This is a genomic window from Akkermansiaceae bacterium, assembly GCA_024233115.1.
In the GTDB taxonomy this organism is placed as follows: Bacteria; Verrucomicrobiota; Verrucomicrobiia; order Verrucomicrobiales; family Akkermansiaceae; genus Oceaniferula.
In genome coordinates this window covers 271,275-286,697 of sequence record JACKQB010000003.1, presented here as the reverse complement: position 1 = coordinate 286,697, position 15,423 = coordinate 271,275, and the positions used below count along the sequence as shown (strand labels likewise).

The 15,423-nt window shown below is 55.2% G+C and carries 17 protein-coding genes; 3 read left to right on the top strand and 14 right to left on the bottom strand.

All coding sequences use genetic code 11. The features are described 5' to 3' along the window. Window positions 1–3 precede the first annotated feature (3 nt). The 10 genes from H7A51_09150 to H7A51_09105 all read right to left on the bottom strand — a co-directional run bounded on the left by H7A51_09150 (window position 4) and on the right by H7A51_09105 (window position 9,398). Window positions 4–1,005 (bottom strand): hypothetical protein, encoded by a 1,002-nt coding sequence (locus H7A51_09150; protein MCP5536385.1) that lies wholly within the window; start codon window positions 1,003–1,005, stop codon window positions 4–6. A 135-nt stretch (window positions 1,006–1,140) separates the two neighbouring features. Then, window positions 1,141–1,551 (bottom strand): response regulator, encoded by a 411-nt coding sequence (locus tag H7A51_09145; GenBank protein ID MCP5536384.1) that lies wholly within the window; start codon window positions 1,549–1,551, stop codon window positions 1,141–1,143. After that, window positions 1,548–3,488 (bottom strand): HAMP domain-containing protein, encoded by a 1,941-nt coding sequence (locus H7A51_09140; protein MCP5536383.1) that lies wholly within the window; start codon window positions 3,486–3,488, stop codon window positions 1,548–1,550. The genes H7A51_09145 and H7A51_09140 overlap by 4 nt, the downstream gene beginning before the upstream one ends. 54 nt (window positions 3,489–3,542) lie before the next feature. Continuing rightward, complete coding sequence (locus H7A51_09135; protein MCP5536382.1) at window positions 3,543–4,370, bottom strand: SDR family oxidoreductase; 828 nt, start codon at window positions 4,368–4,370, stop codon at window positions 3,543–3,545. 12 nt (window positions 4,371–4,382) lie between these two features. After that, window positions 4,383–5,069, bottom strand: a complete 687-nt coding sequence (locus tag H7A51_09130; GenBank protein MCP5536381.1) for a ribulose-phosphate 3-epimerase — start codon at window positions 5,067–5,069, stop codon at window positions 4,383–4,385. A 55-nt stretch (window positions 5,070–5,124) separates the two neighbouring features. Beyond that, window positions 5,125–6,003: a 3-hydroxy-5-phosphonooxypentane-2,4-dione thiolase gene (gene lsrF / locus H7A51_09125; protein ID MCP5536380.1), complete on the bottom strand. Its 879-nt coding sequence runs from the start codon at window positions 6,001–6,003 to the stop codon at window positions 5,125–5,127. Between the two features lie 53 nt (window positions 6,004–6,056). Continuing rightward, complete coding sequence (locus H7A51_09120; protein ID MCP5536379.1) at window positions 6,057–7,274, bottom strand: Tm-1-like ATP-binding domain-containing protein; 1,218 nt, start codon at window positions 7,272–7,274, stop codon at window positions 6,057–6,059. 33 nt (window positions 7,275–7,307) lie between these two features. Next, window positions 7,308–7,664, bottom strand: a complete 357-nt coding sequence (locus tag H7A51_09115; protein ID MCP5536378.1) for a four helix bundle protein — start codon at window positions 7,662–7,664, stop codon at window positions 7,308–7,310. Window positions 7,665–7,709: 45 nt separating this feature from the next. Beyond that, window positions 7,710–8,570, bottom strand: coding sequence for a phosphoenolpyruvate hydrolase family protein (locus tag H7A51_09110; GenBank protein MCP5536377.1), 861 nt, complete (start codon window positions 8,568–8,570; stop codon window positions 7,710–7,712). A gap of 93 nt (window positions 8,571–8,663) precedes the next feature. Continuing rightward, window positions 8,664–9,398 (bottom strand): AraC family transcriptional regulator, encoded by a 735-nt coding sequence (locus H7A51_09105; protein ID MCP5536376.1) that lies wholly within the window; start codon window positions 9,396–9,398, stop codon window positions 8,664–8,666. Window positions 9,399–9,866: 468 nt separating this feature from the next. Here H7A51_09105 and H7A51_09100 point away from each other — a divergent pair, with 468 nt between their 5' ends. Together H7A51_09100 and H7A51_09095 are read left to right on the top strand one after the other, a co-directional pair. Continuing rightward, a complete protein-coding gene (locus tag H7A51_09100; GenBank protein ID MCP5536375.1) occupies window positions 9,867–10,874 on the top strand; it encodes an SUMF1/EgtB/PvdO family nonheme iron enzyme in 1,008 nt (335 codons plus the stop codon). Window positions 10,875–11,076: 202 nt separating this feature from the next. Then, entirely contained in the window at window positions 11,077–12,048 is a 972-nt protein-coding gene (locus H7A51_09095; protein MCP5536374.1) for a hypothetical protein, read from the top strand. Between the two features lie 22 nt (window positions 12,049–12,070). Here the strand turns inward: H7A51_09095 and H7A51_09090 are convergent, their stop codons facing one another. From H7A51_09090 to H7A51_09075, 4 genes are all read right to left on the bottom strand, one after another. After that, window positions 12,071–12,850 carry an alpha/beta hydrolase gene (locus tag H7A51_09090; GenBank protein ID MCP5536373.1) on the bottom strand — a complete coding sequence of 260 codons (780 nt, stop codon included), beginning with the start codon at window positions 12,848–12,850 and terminating at the stop codon, window positions 12,071–12,073. A 53-nt stretch (window positions 12,851–12,903) separates the two neighbouring features. Continuing rightward, on the bottom strand, window positions 12,904–13,536 hold the full coding sequence (locus H7A51_09085) for a PEP-CTERM sorting domain-containing protein (protein ID MCP5536372.1): 633 nt from the start codon (window positions 13,534–13,536) through the stop codon (window positions 12,904–12,906). A 101-nt stretch (window positions 13,537–13,637) separates the two neighbouring features. After that, complete coding sequence (locus H7A51_09080; GenBank protein MCP5536371.1) at window positions 13,638–14,300, bottom strand: hemolysin III family protein; 663 nt, start codon at window positions 14,298–14,300, stop codon at window positions 13,638–13,640. A gap of 30 nt (window positions 14,301–14,330) precedes the next feature. After that, a complete protein-coding gene (locus tag H7A51_09075; GenBank protein MCP5536370.1) occupies window positions 14,331–14,828 on the bottom strand; it encodes a transcriptional repressor in 498 nt (165 codons plus the stop codon). Between the two features lie 87 nt (window positions 14,829–14,915). Between H7A51_09075 and H7A51_09070 the strand changes: the two genes are divergently transcribed. Further along, window positions 14,916–15,401, top strand: coding sequence for a hypothetical protein (locus tag H7A51_09070; GenBank protein MCP5536369.1), 486 nt, complete (start codon window positions 14,916–14,918; stop codon window positions 15,399–15,401). Window positions 15,402–15,423 lie beyond the last annotated feature (22 nt).

Here is a 15,423-nt window from a genome sequence, read left to right as displayed (position 1 = left end):
TGCCTAGGGTTTGACGATGAAGTCAGCTGGCTTGAGACCTTTTTTATGGGTTTTGAAACCGTAAAAGGTAGGTTTGTAGGAATCAGGGATAGAGACATCGGCTTTGGCCGGCACGTCCATGTGCAGCCCCCAGAAACAAGCGTTTGTTACCAGACGCCGCAGGTTTTCGTCATCGAGATCGCTGGCAGCACCCATGGTGGTATTAAAAATGCGGTTGGTCCTACCTGATTCATTTTTGTGAAGGACGGTCCAGGCAATAGGCTGCATGGGATTGTTTTTCGCTGCCACCGGTGCGGAATCGGGTTCCAGTGTTTCCGTGACCTGGCCACGTAAAAGGACGGTGACATCGGCTGGCGGGTTGGCGGTGTAAACATCAGACTCCACAAAGATCGTGCCGACGCCGTTAAGGATTTTGTTATCCTTGTTACCTTCCTCCACGACACCGCGACAACCTTGAACCTTATGCTGGCCGTGGTGGGCTACCCAGGTCATGCCGAAGAGGTGCATGCCGAAGCCCCCCTTCCAGCCGGTTTTCTCCTTGGCATTGAATGAATACTTCGCCCACTTGCTGTTGCTGGGGAATTTGAATCCGTGGTTGGTCGTGCGCAGTGTCACCATGGGCACACCGCGCTTGTAGGCAGCATCGAATTTTTCCATGGCGGCGTCATTCCAGCCACGGAAACGGATACACATGATGATGAGATCGGCTGAATCGAGAGCTTCAGGATGCGACAGGCTTTTTTGGTTGTTGGGATCAACAATACCCTTGTCGTCGAGTGAAAACAGGACAGAGCATTTAAAACCATGATGTTTGGCGAGCATTTGACCGAGCATCGGCATGGATTCCTCTGAACGGTATTCCTCGTCACCGGCTATGAGGACGATGTGCTTGCCTTTGCCCGGGCCATCGCCACCTTCAAAGACAAGGTGGTCGGCTGGCTGGTCAGCGGATAGGATGGATACCGTTGCCATGGTGGTTGCGACTGCTGTGTGGAGTTTGGTCATGATTTTCATAGTTTAAGCTGGGGGAGAAGGGGGCGCGACAACGCAGTGCGCCGTGTATTCTGCACCATACGCCACGGTGGTGGGATTATTTCATCCCCCATGCAAATATTTTGGCAATACTTGGGGCCCCAACGATTATAATTCGCCTGCCAGGACCATTTCCATGGTTTCAATGAGTTTGGCCAGGCGCACAGGTTTTGGCAGCATCACACAGTCGCCAGTGGCTACGACATCGTCCTGGCTGATTTCAACATTCGAGACCAGCGCGGTGACCATCACGGCCGGCACGGCGGAAAGTTCGGGAATCGACCGGATTTCGCGTAGGACATCGCCACCGTCGAGGCCGGGCATGACAACATCAAGGAGCAGGATATCCGGCAGGAATTCGGCCGCAAGCTGTCTGGCCTTGAGTGACTCATTGGTTGTAAGGACTTCGTAATTTCCCGTTGCCGTTAAATTGAGCTCCATGATCTGGGTGATGGCAGCTTCGTCATCAACGATGAGGACCTTTGTTTTTGGCGCGTTTTTCGAGGTTTCTGGATTCATGGGTGTTGGGAGCGATGGTTTGCGTTGTCGGATGGTTGGGAGGTGATTTTCAGCATGACGGAAACGCGAACCCCTTCCGGGATTTCAACATTCTCAATGTGAATACTGCCATTGTGCAGATCTACGATGGTTTTGCAAACGGCAAGTCCAAGGCCAGTGCCTTCATTGGAAGCTTTTGTCGTGAAAAAGGGGTCGAACAGCTTACGCATGTTTGCATCATTGATGGGTGGGCCGGTATTGGTGATTTCTATCACGGCCACATCATCGTCCTCACGCAGGCGATCAAAGTGGCGCAAGCCTTCATTCCTTTTCACAGGGGCAAGCCTCGTGGTAAAGGTCTTGATCGTAATGCTGCCACCTTTCGGGGAAGCGCTAATGGCGTTGTCCAATAGATTGATCAACACCTGTTCCATTTTGTGAAAATCCATGAGCACCTTGGGGATGCCTGGATGGCATACCCGACTCAGGTAGATCGATTTTTCCGTCAGCCCGTGGTCGATGAGAACGAGTGATTTCTCGACCAGTTCGTTGATGTCCACCGGTTTGAGATTAAACTCTTCGGAGCGGGAGAGTTCGAGCATGCCGAGTACGATCTTGTTAGCCCGTTGCACGGCTTCGTCCATGAGTTCGAGTGTCTTCAGGGTCGCCTCGTTTTCATTTTTCATGGTCATGCCAAAGTAATCCAGCCCACTCTGGATGACAAAAAGCGGGTTTTTCACCTCATGGGCCACGCCAGCGGCCAGGCGTCCCAGGGATTCGAGTTTTTCAGCCTGAATAAGCAGTTTCTGGGTGGTTTTCAATTGTTTGGTGCGTTGACGGACCTTTTTTTCAAGGGTTCTGTTAGCGTTGACGAGTTTCTCAGCCATCCGGTTGAAGCTACTGGCCAAGAGCCCCACCTCGTCGTGTGTCGTCACCTTGGCCCTTGCGTCCAGATCTCCCATGGAGATGCGTTTGGCCGTATGAGCCACTCGGCGCAGTGGTCTGCTAAGCGCACGGGCGAAAAAGATCGAGATTGCCAGGATGCTGATGATACTCAGGATACCGACGGTTCTTCCGAAGGTGACCAGTTGGTCGATTGGTTGCAGTGCTGTTTTTCTCTTGATGTCAGTCACAACAGCCAGGTTGGTGTTGTGAACAGGTGCGATTGCCACCATGTGCTCATCTTGTGTGATGGCGTCTACAAAAGTATGGTTGTCATCCTGGTCCGGCAATGAGGTGAGTGGCCTGCCATTGTTGAGTAACAAGCTGATGCCCTCCTCCCGGGCTGACAGGGGCAGTAGGCACTGGTCGATCTGTCCCTTGTGAATACGCACCAGCCGGGTGCGTCCTTTACCTCCGAAGCCAGCGGCATCATCGATATTGTTGTCGGTGTCATCGACGCTGGCTGCCACGATGATGATGCCTATCTGCTGCTGGTGATGGAAGATCGGGCCACTCAGGATTTTTTGGACTTTCTCCCCAGGGGGGCCATCCTGTTTCGGTGTGATGACATAGGTATAGCCGTAGGAGCCGGTCAAGGCGGAGAGATAGGCACTGTTGGCCTGAAGGTTTTGGCCACGCATTGCAGGGGCCGTACTGGCGATGACCTGTCGGTCCATGGAGGCGAGAGCCACCATTTCGAAATAGGGTGCCGAATCAAGCGCATCAGTGAGGATGGTCTCAATGCGATGGAGTTTGGCCGGGTCGCGGTCGTCGAGGTAAGATGCCAGGGAAAGCCGCATTTGAGTGCGACTGGAAATGAGTGCCACCTTTTCCGAATCGTGCCGAAATGTTTCCGCCATGCGGAGTGCCTGCAAATCCGCAAAGACTTGAAGTTTGTTATGCACTTCCGCCACGCGGCTCTTATGCACAACGGTCTCGGCGAACCACCAGAAGGACAGGGCGGGGATGACACCGGTGCAGAGTAGTGCGATGAGAATCTTTAGCCTGATCGACATGCAGTGTCATGCTAAAGGATTTTCGCGTTGTGGCGAGAGATAATCTGCGCCCGGTCAAATGACCCGGTCATTGCCACCGTCGATTGGGATTTGGGCTCCGGTGGTAGCTTTGAAGGCGGGCCCGGCAACGGTGCTGACAAGCCGGGCAATGTCGGTGGACTTGATTTCGGTGTGGAGCAGGTTCTTGGTTTTGTATTCTTGAATGGTCATGCCGTAGCGGGCGGCGGATTTTTCCAATGCTTCCTGGGTCCAGAGCTCGGTATCAAAAACCGCGTCGGGGTGCAGTGTGTTGACCCGGACACCGAAGGGGGCGAGTTCGAGGGCGGCAACACGTGCCAGCTGGGTAACCCCGGCTTTGGTGACTGAATAGGCGGCGGCTCCAGGTCCAGGAGCGGAGAAATTACGCGAGCCCATGATGATGATGGACGCATCGATGCCGACCTTGAGGTAGGGGATGGAAAACCTGAGGAATCTCTGCGTCGCTGTGAGGTTGATCTTGATGTGAAGATCCCAGGTGTCGCCAAGCTCCTCGATGTATTCCCCTGATTTGAAAATCCCGGCATTGGCAACGATGATGTCGAGCCCCCCATGTGCGGCAACGACGTTGTCGACCGCTTGTTCCAGCGCCGCATCGTCGGTGATATCACAAACAGCTCCGCTCAGGCCGGGACTGTTCAGGTTTTCCACTACAGCAGGGTTGATATCGAGGCCTACGACCGTGGCACCATCGGCATGTAGTTTTTGCGCGGTGGCCCTACCGATACCGCCGGCCGCACCGGTGACGATGGCGACTTTGCCGCGATGGGGTTGAAGCGGATCGGATGGATCGTTGTTGAAAGCGGCTTTACGTTGCTCGGCTTTTTGGAGGAGTTCCTGGTTCATGATAGATAGGTGTTATGTATTGATGGCATGCTGCATCCCGCTGATGTTCAGCGCCGGATCATTGCCGTCGAAAACAGCACTGCCAGTGACGATGAGATCGGGGTTCATGGTGGCAAGTTCGCCGATGTTGTCTTTTTTAACTGCACCATCGATGGCGAGGATGATGTCCGGCTTGGCCTGACGCAGTTGCGTGATGCGCCCGGCAACAACATCGAAGTAGGTTTGTTTGCCGGTGTCTGGTCCAATGGAAAGTAAAAACACCACATCGCATAGGTCGAGGTGGGGGAGCAGCTGCTCGATGGGAGTGGTGGGGTAAATGCCGGCGCTGGCAAGGCAACCCGCCTCCCGAATGCCGGTGAGGGTAGCGGCAACGTCATCGCAATGCTCGATCTGCACGGTGATGATGTCGGCCCCGGCGGCAGCAAAATCGGCGACGTGTTTCCCGGGGTGGGAGGTCAACAGATGCACGTCTTTGATGAGGTCGGTTTTGAGACCGGCAAGAAAACCGGAGCCTACGGAAATCTTTGGCCACACGGTGCCGTCCATGACATCAAGGTGCAGGAGCTGGATGCCGGCTTGCTCAAGAATCCGGAGATCGTTTGCCTGGTGCATCATGTCACCCGTGAGCGTGCCAATGCTGAGCTGGGGAGCTCCGCTGGTGGCTTTTTTTAGGCGGGCGAGTCTTTCGGTGTGGTTCATTGTAAGTAAAAGATCCGTCTGACCGGTTGGATCAGACGGATCTGTGGTAGAGAGGTTAAGCTTCGTTTTTCAAGGTGTTGAAGAGATCGAATCCTTCAGCCGGTGTGGCGTTGTTGTGCACAACGGATTTGACGGCTTTCATCATCGCGAGGGGGGCCTCGGACTGGAACACGTTGCGTCCCATGTCGACCCCGGAGGCACCGCATTGGATGGCGTTGTAGCAGAGTTCAAGAGCCTCAAGCTCGGGAAGTTTCTTGCCGCCGGCAATCACAACGGGAACCGGACATGCGGCTACGACATTTTCGAATCCTTCGGTGTAGTAGGTTTTAACGATGCTGGCACCGTTCTCAGCACAGACGCGGGATGCGAGCCCGAAGTAGCGGGCGTCGCGAGCCATATCCTTACCCACTGCCGTGACACCCATCACCGGGATGCCATACTTGTTGCCAATATCAACCAGACGGCTGAAGTTGGCGATGGTGATGGCCTCGGTGTCGGCGTCACCAATGGCGAGCATGGCTGCCATGGCGGAAACGTTCATGCTGATGGCGTCCTGCTCAGAGATTAGAACGTTGTTGTTCATGTCTGTGAGAATAGTGGTGCCTGTATCTGTGCGAAGACAGATCGGCTTGGTGTTTTCCGCGGGAATGCATGTGCGGATCATGCCGCGGCAACCCATCAAGCAGTCGGCCTCCTCGGCAAGAGGAGCGATGTTGAGGTCGATGCGCTCAAGACCGGAGGTAGGCCCCATCAGGAAGCCGTGGTCGAAAGCCAGCATCACGGTGCGACCTGATTGGCGGTTGAAAATGCGGGACATGCGGTTTTTGATACCCCAGGAGGCATTGTTCATGCCCTTGAGGTAAAATGCGCTGGTGTCTGCGGGTGTGGAGAGACCAAAATTGTCTCCGTCTCTGATGTCGTCTAAGTCTGCCATAATGGTAGTGTTGTTAGTATTTGTTGGTTAGGGTTTGAGATTGGTTATCATCATTAGCTCTCGATCATGCTGATGAGGGTCTTTACCGCATGTTCCACGAAGGCTGGATCCTCGGCTGTGAGGTCAAGTGCTTCTACTTCTACGGTTTCGGGTAGCTCATTTTGCAAGGAATTCCAATAAGCTGTGTCAAGTTCCGGATTGTAGAGCTCGCCACCCTGTGCGGAGTAGCTGCTGACACCTTTCAGGGGCATCAGGAAGACGGTGTTGCCTTTACTGGATTGAAGTCGTTCGCCGATGGTCGCGGCCACTCTGGCTTGTTCCTCGGCGTTGAGACGGGGGACAAAAACATAGGGGGTATGCCAGGTGATCTGATGGTCCTCCCACCCGGCAGGGACTTTGTTGGGCTGGCTGACGAGCAGGCCGAGGTGCTCGGAGCCGCCCGGGCAAACGACTTGGGGCAGGCCGAGTTTACCTGCTGTGGTGAGTCGTTCCGGGCCACCCGCCCGCAGGGCATCGAAGCATCCGTCGGCGATCTCTCCCATGGCGTAGTCGAATACAGCGGTGATGATCCCTTCCTTCATCATCTGTTCCATGGCGTCTCCGCCGGCACCGATGGCGTGGAAGGTGATGACTTCGTAACCTGCTTTCTCGAACAATTTGATCGCGTGCATGGCCCCCTTGGTAAGCACTCCGAGGTTGGACATGCCGATCACCCCCTTGGCGGTGGATTTGGTGATACACTGTTCAACCTGTGCCATGCCCCAGGCACTTGCTGCGGCATTGGCGAGGATTTTGCGGGAAAAAACATTGAGTCCCAGGATGTCTGAAACGGCAAACATCATGGTGATGTCCTTGATCCCCACAAATGGTGAAGTATCACCCGATGCGGCTGTCGAGAGCATCACCTTGGGGAATCCGTAGGGGAGTGCTTGCAGGATCGGTGCACAGGTCGAGGTCCCCTGGGTGCCGCCGAGGGTGACCACCGCATGGATTTTTCCAGCCCCTTGGAGATCGAGCAGGATCCTGGTGGCTCCCTTGACGATGACCGGGCTGGCTTTCTCGCGGCTTGGGTGGTCAAGCAGCTCGGCCAGAGTGCTGCCGCCTGTTTGGATGACTTCCTCTTTGGAAATATCCGCCTGGATGGCGGGATCGCCAACGACGCTGAGGTCGACCAGAAGGGCTTTCCCGCCAAGGCGTTCGATTTCCTGCCGCATGAAATCAGCTTCAGCAGCTTTGGTGTCGAGGGTGGCAAGTATGGCGATTGTTTTCATAAGAATGGTGACTGGTGAGTTGTGACTAGTGAATTACTTGTCAGCTCGTGAGTTTTTAGTGATTGTGGTCAGGATTGCGACGATCTGATTTGATTCGTCTTTTAGTTTGGAAATTTTGTTTTCCGGAACGATGTTTGCAGAAGATAGAATGCGTAACCAATAGTGCGTTTCTCTCGCCTCTTTGCAAGAGATATACATTCTGGCGGTGAAGTCTGGTTTTGATTGGGCTGCTTGAGCTTCTTCGACATTAGCTCCAATAGATGTAGCTGGTCGAAGTAGTTGGTTGGCAACGGTTCTTGATACTTGGTCTTTTTCGAGAGTTTGGCATAATCGAACAACTCGGCAAGCAAAGTCAAACGACCTTTTCTGTATATCCGGCTTTTCTTGCATCATTCACTATTCACCAGTCACAACTCACCATTCGAGCGCCGTCGATTATTTAGAAAATCGAAGTGCGGTGAACTCGCTTGCGGCTTGCGTCACCGCGCGCTCGATCGGAAGGCGCTCGGTCGATGAGCCGGTCCAGAAACCGTGGCCGGATGTATTGTCTAACATATACTGGGCGTCCGCCGGGTTTTCCATGGCGGCACCGTGGCCGACCAGGATGACATCCGGATGCACTTCACGGCATTTTTGGTAGGCGTGCTCGGTTTGCTCGGCGGTTTCCTCGATGGTCATGCCGTTATCGTAGCCTTTGATTCCTCCTTTGGTGGTTCCGGCATGATAGCAGAAAATATGGGGTTTCGCCTCGGCGCAGATGCGGATGGAGTCTTCAAGGGTGAAGGCGAGGCCGATACTGACCATGTCCATTTCATCCTTGGCGAGCTTGAGCATCTCGATCTCGTTGTCGATGGTGATGCCGGCGGAGGTCATCACCTTGTAGATCTCGGAGTCGTGGTCGACGTAGGAAATGGACGGGCCGATGTTGGAAACCGAGTTCACCCCCATGTCCTTGCACTCCTGAAGCACCATGCGCATGTCCTTGAGCGGGTCGTTGGCATTGAGGCAGGCGCAGACGAAGGCTTTGCCATCGAGCGCAGGCATGATGTCCTCGCGGGTGTAATCCAGGGTTTGTTTGTTGGAGTCGAGGATCGGCCACATCATCGACATGGTGCCCATGCCGTTGGCGCGCAGGCGGGCTCCGGAAAAGGTGTTGATGCAGTCGGTTCCGCATTGCTCCTGAAGCTTGGCGACCAGGCCGCTGCCTGCGGATGAGATCATGATGGGCAGGCGGGCATCGACTTTTTTCTTCAGGTTCGCGAGGATGGTTTCGGTGGAAATGCGTTTGGTAATCATGAATGGTTCTTGCTGGTGATCACGGTTGTAACTGAATGATGGCAGACTGTCTTGAAAAATCAGTGCAAATTGATGAATAAAATGGTCAATGCTCTATTTCGCCTTGAAACGCGACCGGTAAGACGACGGCGGCTCCTTCATAATCCGGGTGAACTCGCGTGAGAAGTGGCTTTGGTCGGAAAATCCACAACCGTAGCTGATCTCGGCGAAACTCTGGGTGGTTTGGACGATCTTGTGGCAGGACTCCTGCACCTTGAGGTGGCGCATGTATTCCTTCGGGGACATACCGAAGCAGGCTTTGAATTTCCTCTGGAACGAACTGAGCGACAGGTTGGCAGTGGCTGCCAGCTCGGTGACCGGGATGTTTTCACGATACGACCGGTGCATCAACTTGAGGGCGGAGCCTAACTCATCCGATTGCTGGAGTGAGGCGGTACTCTGGCTGAACGGGCGCGTCACCCCGATGATGCCGCAAATCTTTCCCTGATGGTCGTAGAGAGGCTTTTTGTTAGTAGTGGACCAATCGACAAAGCCTTTGCCGGTCGGCACAAGTTCCACACGGTTGAGGATCGGTTGGCCTGTGTTGAGGACCCTCAGGTCATCCTCGCGGATCGATTTCACGATATGCTCCGGCATGAAGTCATCGTCCCTTTTACCGAGGATTTCCGTGCCGTCCGCTACCCCGAACAGCTGCAGCAGCCGCTTGTTAAACGCAACGTATCTCAGCTGCGTGTCCTTGACGAAATAGGTGAAGCCCACCAACTCATCAAAGATGGTTGAGAGGTGGTCGACGATTCGGTTGTCTTGAAAGAATTGGTCGTTTTGCACGAAGTCCGATTTGAGCAGAACCGGAGGGCAATGAGAAGCCGATACTTCCTGGTGGTGTGTAAGATGGGTAATGCCTGACAACGGCCAGGTGCTGCCGTCAAAAGGAGATGTTTTGGATATCTTTATTTTCTATCAGAAATTAGGCACGCAATTTGCTTGAGCTGTCGTTAGATCGCAACTCTTGCCGCGCCGTTGGTGAATGCAGAAGTCACCTTTGACTGGGCAGACGTCGGTGACGCGAATAACGCGGCGGATAACTCGACCGGCTATGGCGCGGTGGATCACAACTACCGGATCTCGAAGTATGAGGTGACCATTGGCTTAATTTCAAGATTATGGGTGTCCTGCATTTGGCGGGGCTGAGGTGCTTGAGCTTGAAGTTCGAACCCTGTTTGAAAAAATCTTGTAAAAAATGTGAGTATCGCTGTAACCCGGAGGTGAATTTTCCGAATAGAGATGGTGATGAACATGAAAACATGGATTGGACTGGTTGGGGCGGGGCTTATGGTCGCGCCGGTTACGCAAGCGGAAGTGACCTTTGATTGGGCAGACGTCGGCGACGCGAATAATGCGGCGGACAACTCGACGGGCGGTCTCTACGGCTCGGTGGATCACAATTACCGGATCTCGAAGTATGAGGTGACCATTGGCCAGTATGCGGAGTTTCTGAATGCCGTGGCGGCGACGGATAGCTATGGTCTCTACCATACCAACATGGGGACGAATCTGAACATCGCGGGCATCAGCCGCAGTGGGTCTTCCGGTTCCTACAGCTACTCGGTGATTGGTTCGGCGAACCGGCCGATCACGTATGTGAGCTGGTTTGATGCGGCGCGCTTTGTCAACTGGGTGGAGAACGGCCAGGGATCGGGCAGCACGGAGACGGGGGTGTATGCGCTTGCTGGAGCTACCAGTGGCACAGGGTTCACTGCGAGTGGCAGTGCGAGCCACTGGATCCCAACGGAGGACGAGTGGTATAAGGCGGCGTATTATGATCCGACCATTGGTGCTGGCGATGACGGGGATAATTACCATCTGTATGCGACTCAGAGCAGCACGGTGCCCGGCAATGATGTGGGAGGCACAGCGAATCAGGCGAACTACAAATTTTACAACGGATCTGGATATGAATATTCGGTGACGCAGAGCACGACTTACGATAGTAATCAGAACTATCTAACGGATGTGGGTTCGTTCACGGGTTCTGAGAGCTATTACGGCACTTTTGACCAGAATGGCAACGTCTGGGAGTGGAATGATGCGGTGATCGGCTCGTCGCGTGGGCTGCGCGGGGGTTCTTGGCGCAGCGCCGAGGGCGCCCTGCGCTCGTCGTTCCGCTACAACCTCGGGCCGAGCAACGGGAGCTCCCTCATAGGTTTTCGTATTGCTGGAGTCGCCAGCGTCCCTGAACCGACGTCGATATTTTTATTGGGTATAGGAAGTCTTTCAATGTTACTGCACCGTAAGCGTGGCTAGATTCCCTTTGGCACTTTAGTCCTTTTTCCCAATCATGATGGAGAATGAGTCGGGCGGAGCGATAGGAAGTGCGGACAGCTTGTCCGACGTAGCTTCGCGCGCAAAAGCGCCAGTCCGCAGGTATAGTGAAACGGTGGACAGGAGTGCCCACCCCTCCTAAGGGCGTGTTGCCTCAATGTGCATGAGATAGTCAATCCGAGATATGCCCGACAGAAAAACGAACCAAAAAACAGTCAACGGTCGCCATGGCCAGCCGCGCGGGGACGTTAAATCCAGGCAGAGTGCAAGGACTCGACCTGATCGGGGGGGGAGGAGCAGAGTAAAAAGACAGCGAGGTTCCTCGGCTGCGGCCAAGAACAAAAGTAAAATCACGGCGAAGCAGATACTTTGTCTTCTGTTGGTTGTGGCTGGGCTTGGGATATTTGTAGCACTGACGGGCTGGCGCATCACAAGGCATGACACCGGTGCTCCTGATCGCGCGATGCCCGCCGCCGGTGCTCCGTATCGCACGGAGATCGTGGTACGGCCGGAGGAGCATGACGGTATGGGCGGACGCATGCTGAGTGCCGGGGAAGTGGCGCACGCCTTCGCCGCGGAGACGGACGAGGAAAAACGCCTGGCCTACGCGAGAAACCCGGAACTCGCCGGGCGGCACCTGTCACGCTACCCGGTGCAAGCGCGCAGCCACCCGGCCAAGGCGATCAAACTGATGGGACACAGTGAACTGAACGGCAGGGCGGTGACCGCGTATGCCGCGGCCTTCGAAGACGGCAGCTTCCGTATGCTTGCGGTGGTGCAGACGGACGCCGGTGCGAAGGTCGATTGGGATTGTTACGCCCGCTACGCCTCGGCAAGCTGGGAGGATCTCTTCGCCGGCAAGGCGGAGGCGGCCGAGGTGCGCGTCTTTGTGCGGCCGGGCGACTACCACGTCGGCCAGTTTCGCGATCGTGCGAAGTGGACCTGTTTCAAACTCGAAACCCCGGACAGCGAGCGCAGCATCTACGCCTACGCCCCGGCGGGCGGCAGCCTGGGCAAACGCATGCAGACCGCCGTGATGAAAAGCCGGGGGTTTCGCCAGCACATGACCCTCAGGCTCAGCAGCGTGAACAAGAGCGGCAAGGACGCGCTGTTCGTGGTGGATGAACTGCTGGCGATGGGATGGGTGGTGGAGTGAAGGATAGTGAGTGCCTCATTCCTTATCCTGCCAGGAATTTCCGCACAATCGAATGGAGTGCCAGTCCGTAGGCCTCGGGTTCATGATAACGGGGCGGGAGAACCTCGTTGTCGATTACGTTGGGCAGTTGGACTGCGATGAGATCGGCGGTGCTTTGCGGATGCAGCTCGTCCCTTCCCGTGGTGAGGACCAGGGCCGGGTTTGAGATCGCCTGCAATGCTTCCGGCGAGGAAAAAGGAGCGTCCTGCCACATTCGGTAAAGCACTGCGGTGGATGCGGCTGTGACGGGGCGTTGGAACAGCCCCTCGATGGACTCGGCGACGGGTTTGTTTGCCGACAGCAGGGATTGGAAAGCGTCGTCGGCGTGCAGTTTTTCCTGCGCCGCTTCAATCCCCAGTTCCTCAATCCAGTGACCCACGCAGGCGACGAGTTTCAAGTGCTCCGGTTGTTTGACATGTGTCCACGACGGGCGCAGGAGGATGATTTTTTTGACCCGGCCGGGATAACGCAGTGCGAGGTTCAGGGTGATCCCCGAGCCCATCGAAAGCCCGCCGATATGACAGGACTCGATGCGGAGGTGATCCATCAGCGCGATCACTTTGTCGGCGAAGCTGTCGAAATGAAGCTCATCGGTCGGGAAATCCTGACTGTCACCGTGTCCGGGCATGTCAGGGGCGATGAGGTGGGTGCCGGGCAGGCTGGGGAATGCCGAGGTCGTCTGGCTGGCACCCGCGCCTAGACCGTGGAGAAACAGGAGGGGGGTATCCGCAGGGTTTCCGATCGTCTGGTAGGAAAGAAGCATGGGGCATTGTTGCCAATACCCCATGTTGAATCAAGTGTTGATAAAATGCCGGGTCACCTTTTTCTGCGCAGCGCTATGCCTGCAAGCCCCAGACCGAACAATAACGCCGACGATGGTTCCGGCACGGTGGTAAACCCACCGGGGAAATAGATCCTGGACCAGTCGCTCCCACCGGTTGCGAACGGTGGCTCGGTCGTAGCCGTCGAATAATTCACGGTGATCGATGTGATTGCCCCGGCCAAGGTGATATACTGGTTGATGGTGTTGTTATTACCGTCATTGTCTGCCAAATACAGGGTCTGGTTACCATTTGAGAAAGTGGCCGTATAGCCATTCAAGGTGCCGGCTCCCAGACTCATGGCGGTGTCCGTGATGATTTCCACGTCGGCCTCACCAAAATCGTAGAGGAGAATGGATGCGAAACTCACCGGTGTGCTAAAGGTCAGGCTGGCGGTGCTGCTCCACAGGTTGTTGTCCCAATTGTAACCAATGAACCAGTGGCTTGTGTCACCAGCAAACGATGTCAAGCGACCACCTGTCATCGAGACATCCGCGGTGGTAATGCCATCAGAGGCTGTGATGGTGTCACCATGGGAGACAGGCGTAGTGAAGTCGAAATACGACTGGGCTGAGACGGCACCCGACAAAAAAAGGGCGCCGGCTGCAGAAATTATCTGTGTTTTCATAGGCAAGTAAGGGGATTGCTGCTATTTCCTTAACATACCTTAACTAAAGGTCAAGCCTCGAAATGACTGGAGATTCGGGTAGTGGGCTCTCGCACAAAGCGTTACGGAGCGAGCACATACAAGGCCACGGCCAGCACATGGCAGATGCTTCCTGCCAACACAAACAAGTGCCAGACTGCGTGGTTGAACTTGAGTTTTTGCCAGACAAAAAACACCACCCCGCCCGTGTAGCAGACGCCGCCGGCGATGATCAGGGCGAGACCACCCGCAGGTAATGCCCGGACCAAGGGGCCAAAGGCGATCACGGCAAGCCAGCCCATTACCAGGTAGATGGCGGTCGAGATCCAGTGCTCCCGGTTGTTTTTCATCAGAGCCTTGGTCAGGACCCCGGCGATAGCCATAAACCAGACGATGCCAAACAGGCTCCATCCCCATGGGCCTCGGAGTGTGACCAGGGTCAGGGGGGTATAGGAACCCGCGATCAGCAGATAGATGGCGGAGTGATCAAGGATTTGAAAAAACGACTTCACCCTCGGTCCGCTGAACGAGTGATAGAGGGTGGAGGAAAGATAAAGTAGAATCAGGGTGGATCCGAAGATAGCCGCCCCAGTGATACGCCAGGGGTCGTTTCCCGATACCAGCACCATATAAACGAGGCCAATGACGCTCAGCGCGGCACCCACTGCATGGGTGATCATGCTGGCCAGCTCCTCAGGGTGGGATTCACAGAGTTCCGAGCGTTCTTTGAGTGGATGCAATGACATGGGTGTGGTTACAGGCGGATGATACACCATCTAGCGTTGTTTGGGAAGCCGCTTTCCTTGGATGCGTGCCTCGATGAGGTTGCCGCAACGGCCGTGGAGCCGGAGTTTTTCACAACAGGCTTCGATTTTCAATGTCTGCCGCTCAGGGCGGAAACCAAGCCGCCGCGCCGCACAGTCGTTCATCAGCTGGATATGGGCATCTTCAAATTCAATCACCTTGCCGCAGTCAATACATACGAGGTGATTGTGCGCCGGACTGTCGACAAAATTCGGGTCGTAGGTTTTCTGGTCGTCCCCGAGGTCGATCTCGTGCAGCAGGCCGGCCTCCACCAGAAGCGAGATGGTTCTGTAAACGGTTGCCCGGGAGGACCTCGCCTGGGTCCTTCTGATGCGATCCCAAAGATCGTCAGCCGTAAAATGCTCATCCGAGGCAAAAATGGCGTCCACGATCGCGTTCCGCTGGGGGGTGTTGCGAAGCCCCTTGCTTTGGATGAACTGTTGAAGACGCGTTTCAATGGTGGAATCCATAGCCGGAGACTATCGAATTGAACCGCAACTGGCGAATTGGAAATTTCGACATTGGCATTTTTTTCCCAATAGTCTTGAATGGCCGTAATGAAGAGCGTGCCAATCCATTTTATAAGCAAGTATCTAGTGCTGTCCTCCCTGGTGTTGTCCGGCCTGCTGAACTCGTGTTCGTCCACCGATGTCATGGAGGTCCGGCAGTACCATCTCAGCTCGGTCAATCCGGTGCACAAGGATGCCAGGATGATCAGGGGCGAGCAGATGTACCGCTTACGTGGCGCGGTGACCCTGGAGGAACGCCAGGCACGTCTCGGGCAGTATTACACCGTGATCTGGAAAAACCCAACGGCTTCCACGGAGCCACTGAGGATTATCATGGACTACCAACAGACCGCGACCGGATCCAAGCCACTGCGCATGATGCGTGACCTGCCAGGCAACCAGTCATCTGGTCGATGCGAATTCAACGTCACCAGCGAAGCCTACCGGGTAGGTGGACGGGTGCTGTCGTGGAGAATCAGAATGATGCAGGGTGACAGGGTCCTCGCGGAAAAACGCTCCTACCTGTGGCGCTGAATCATTTCATGATTGGCAAGCG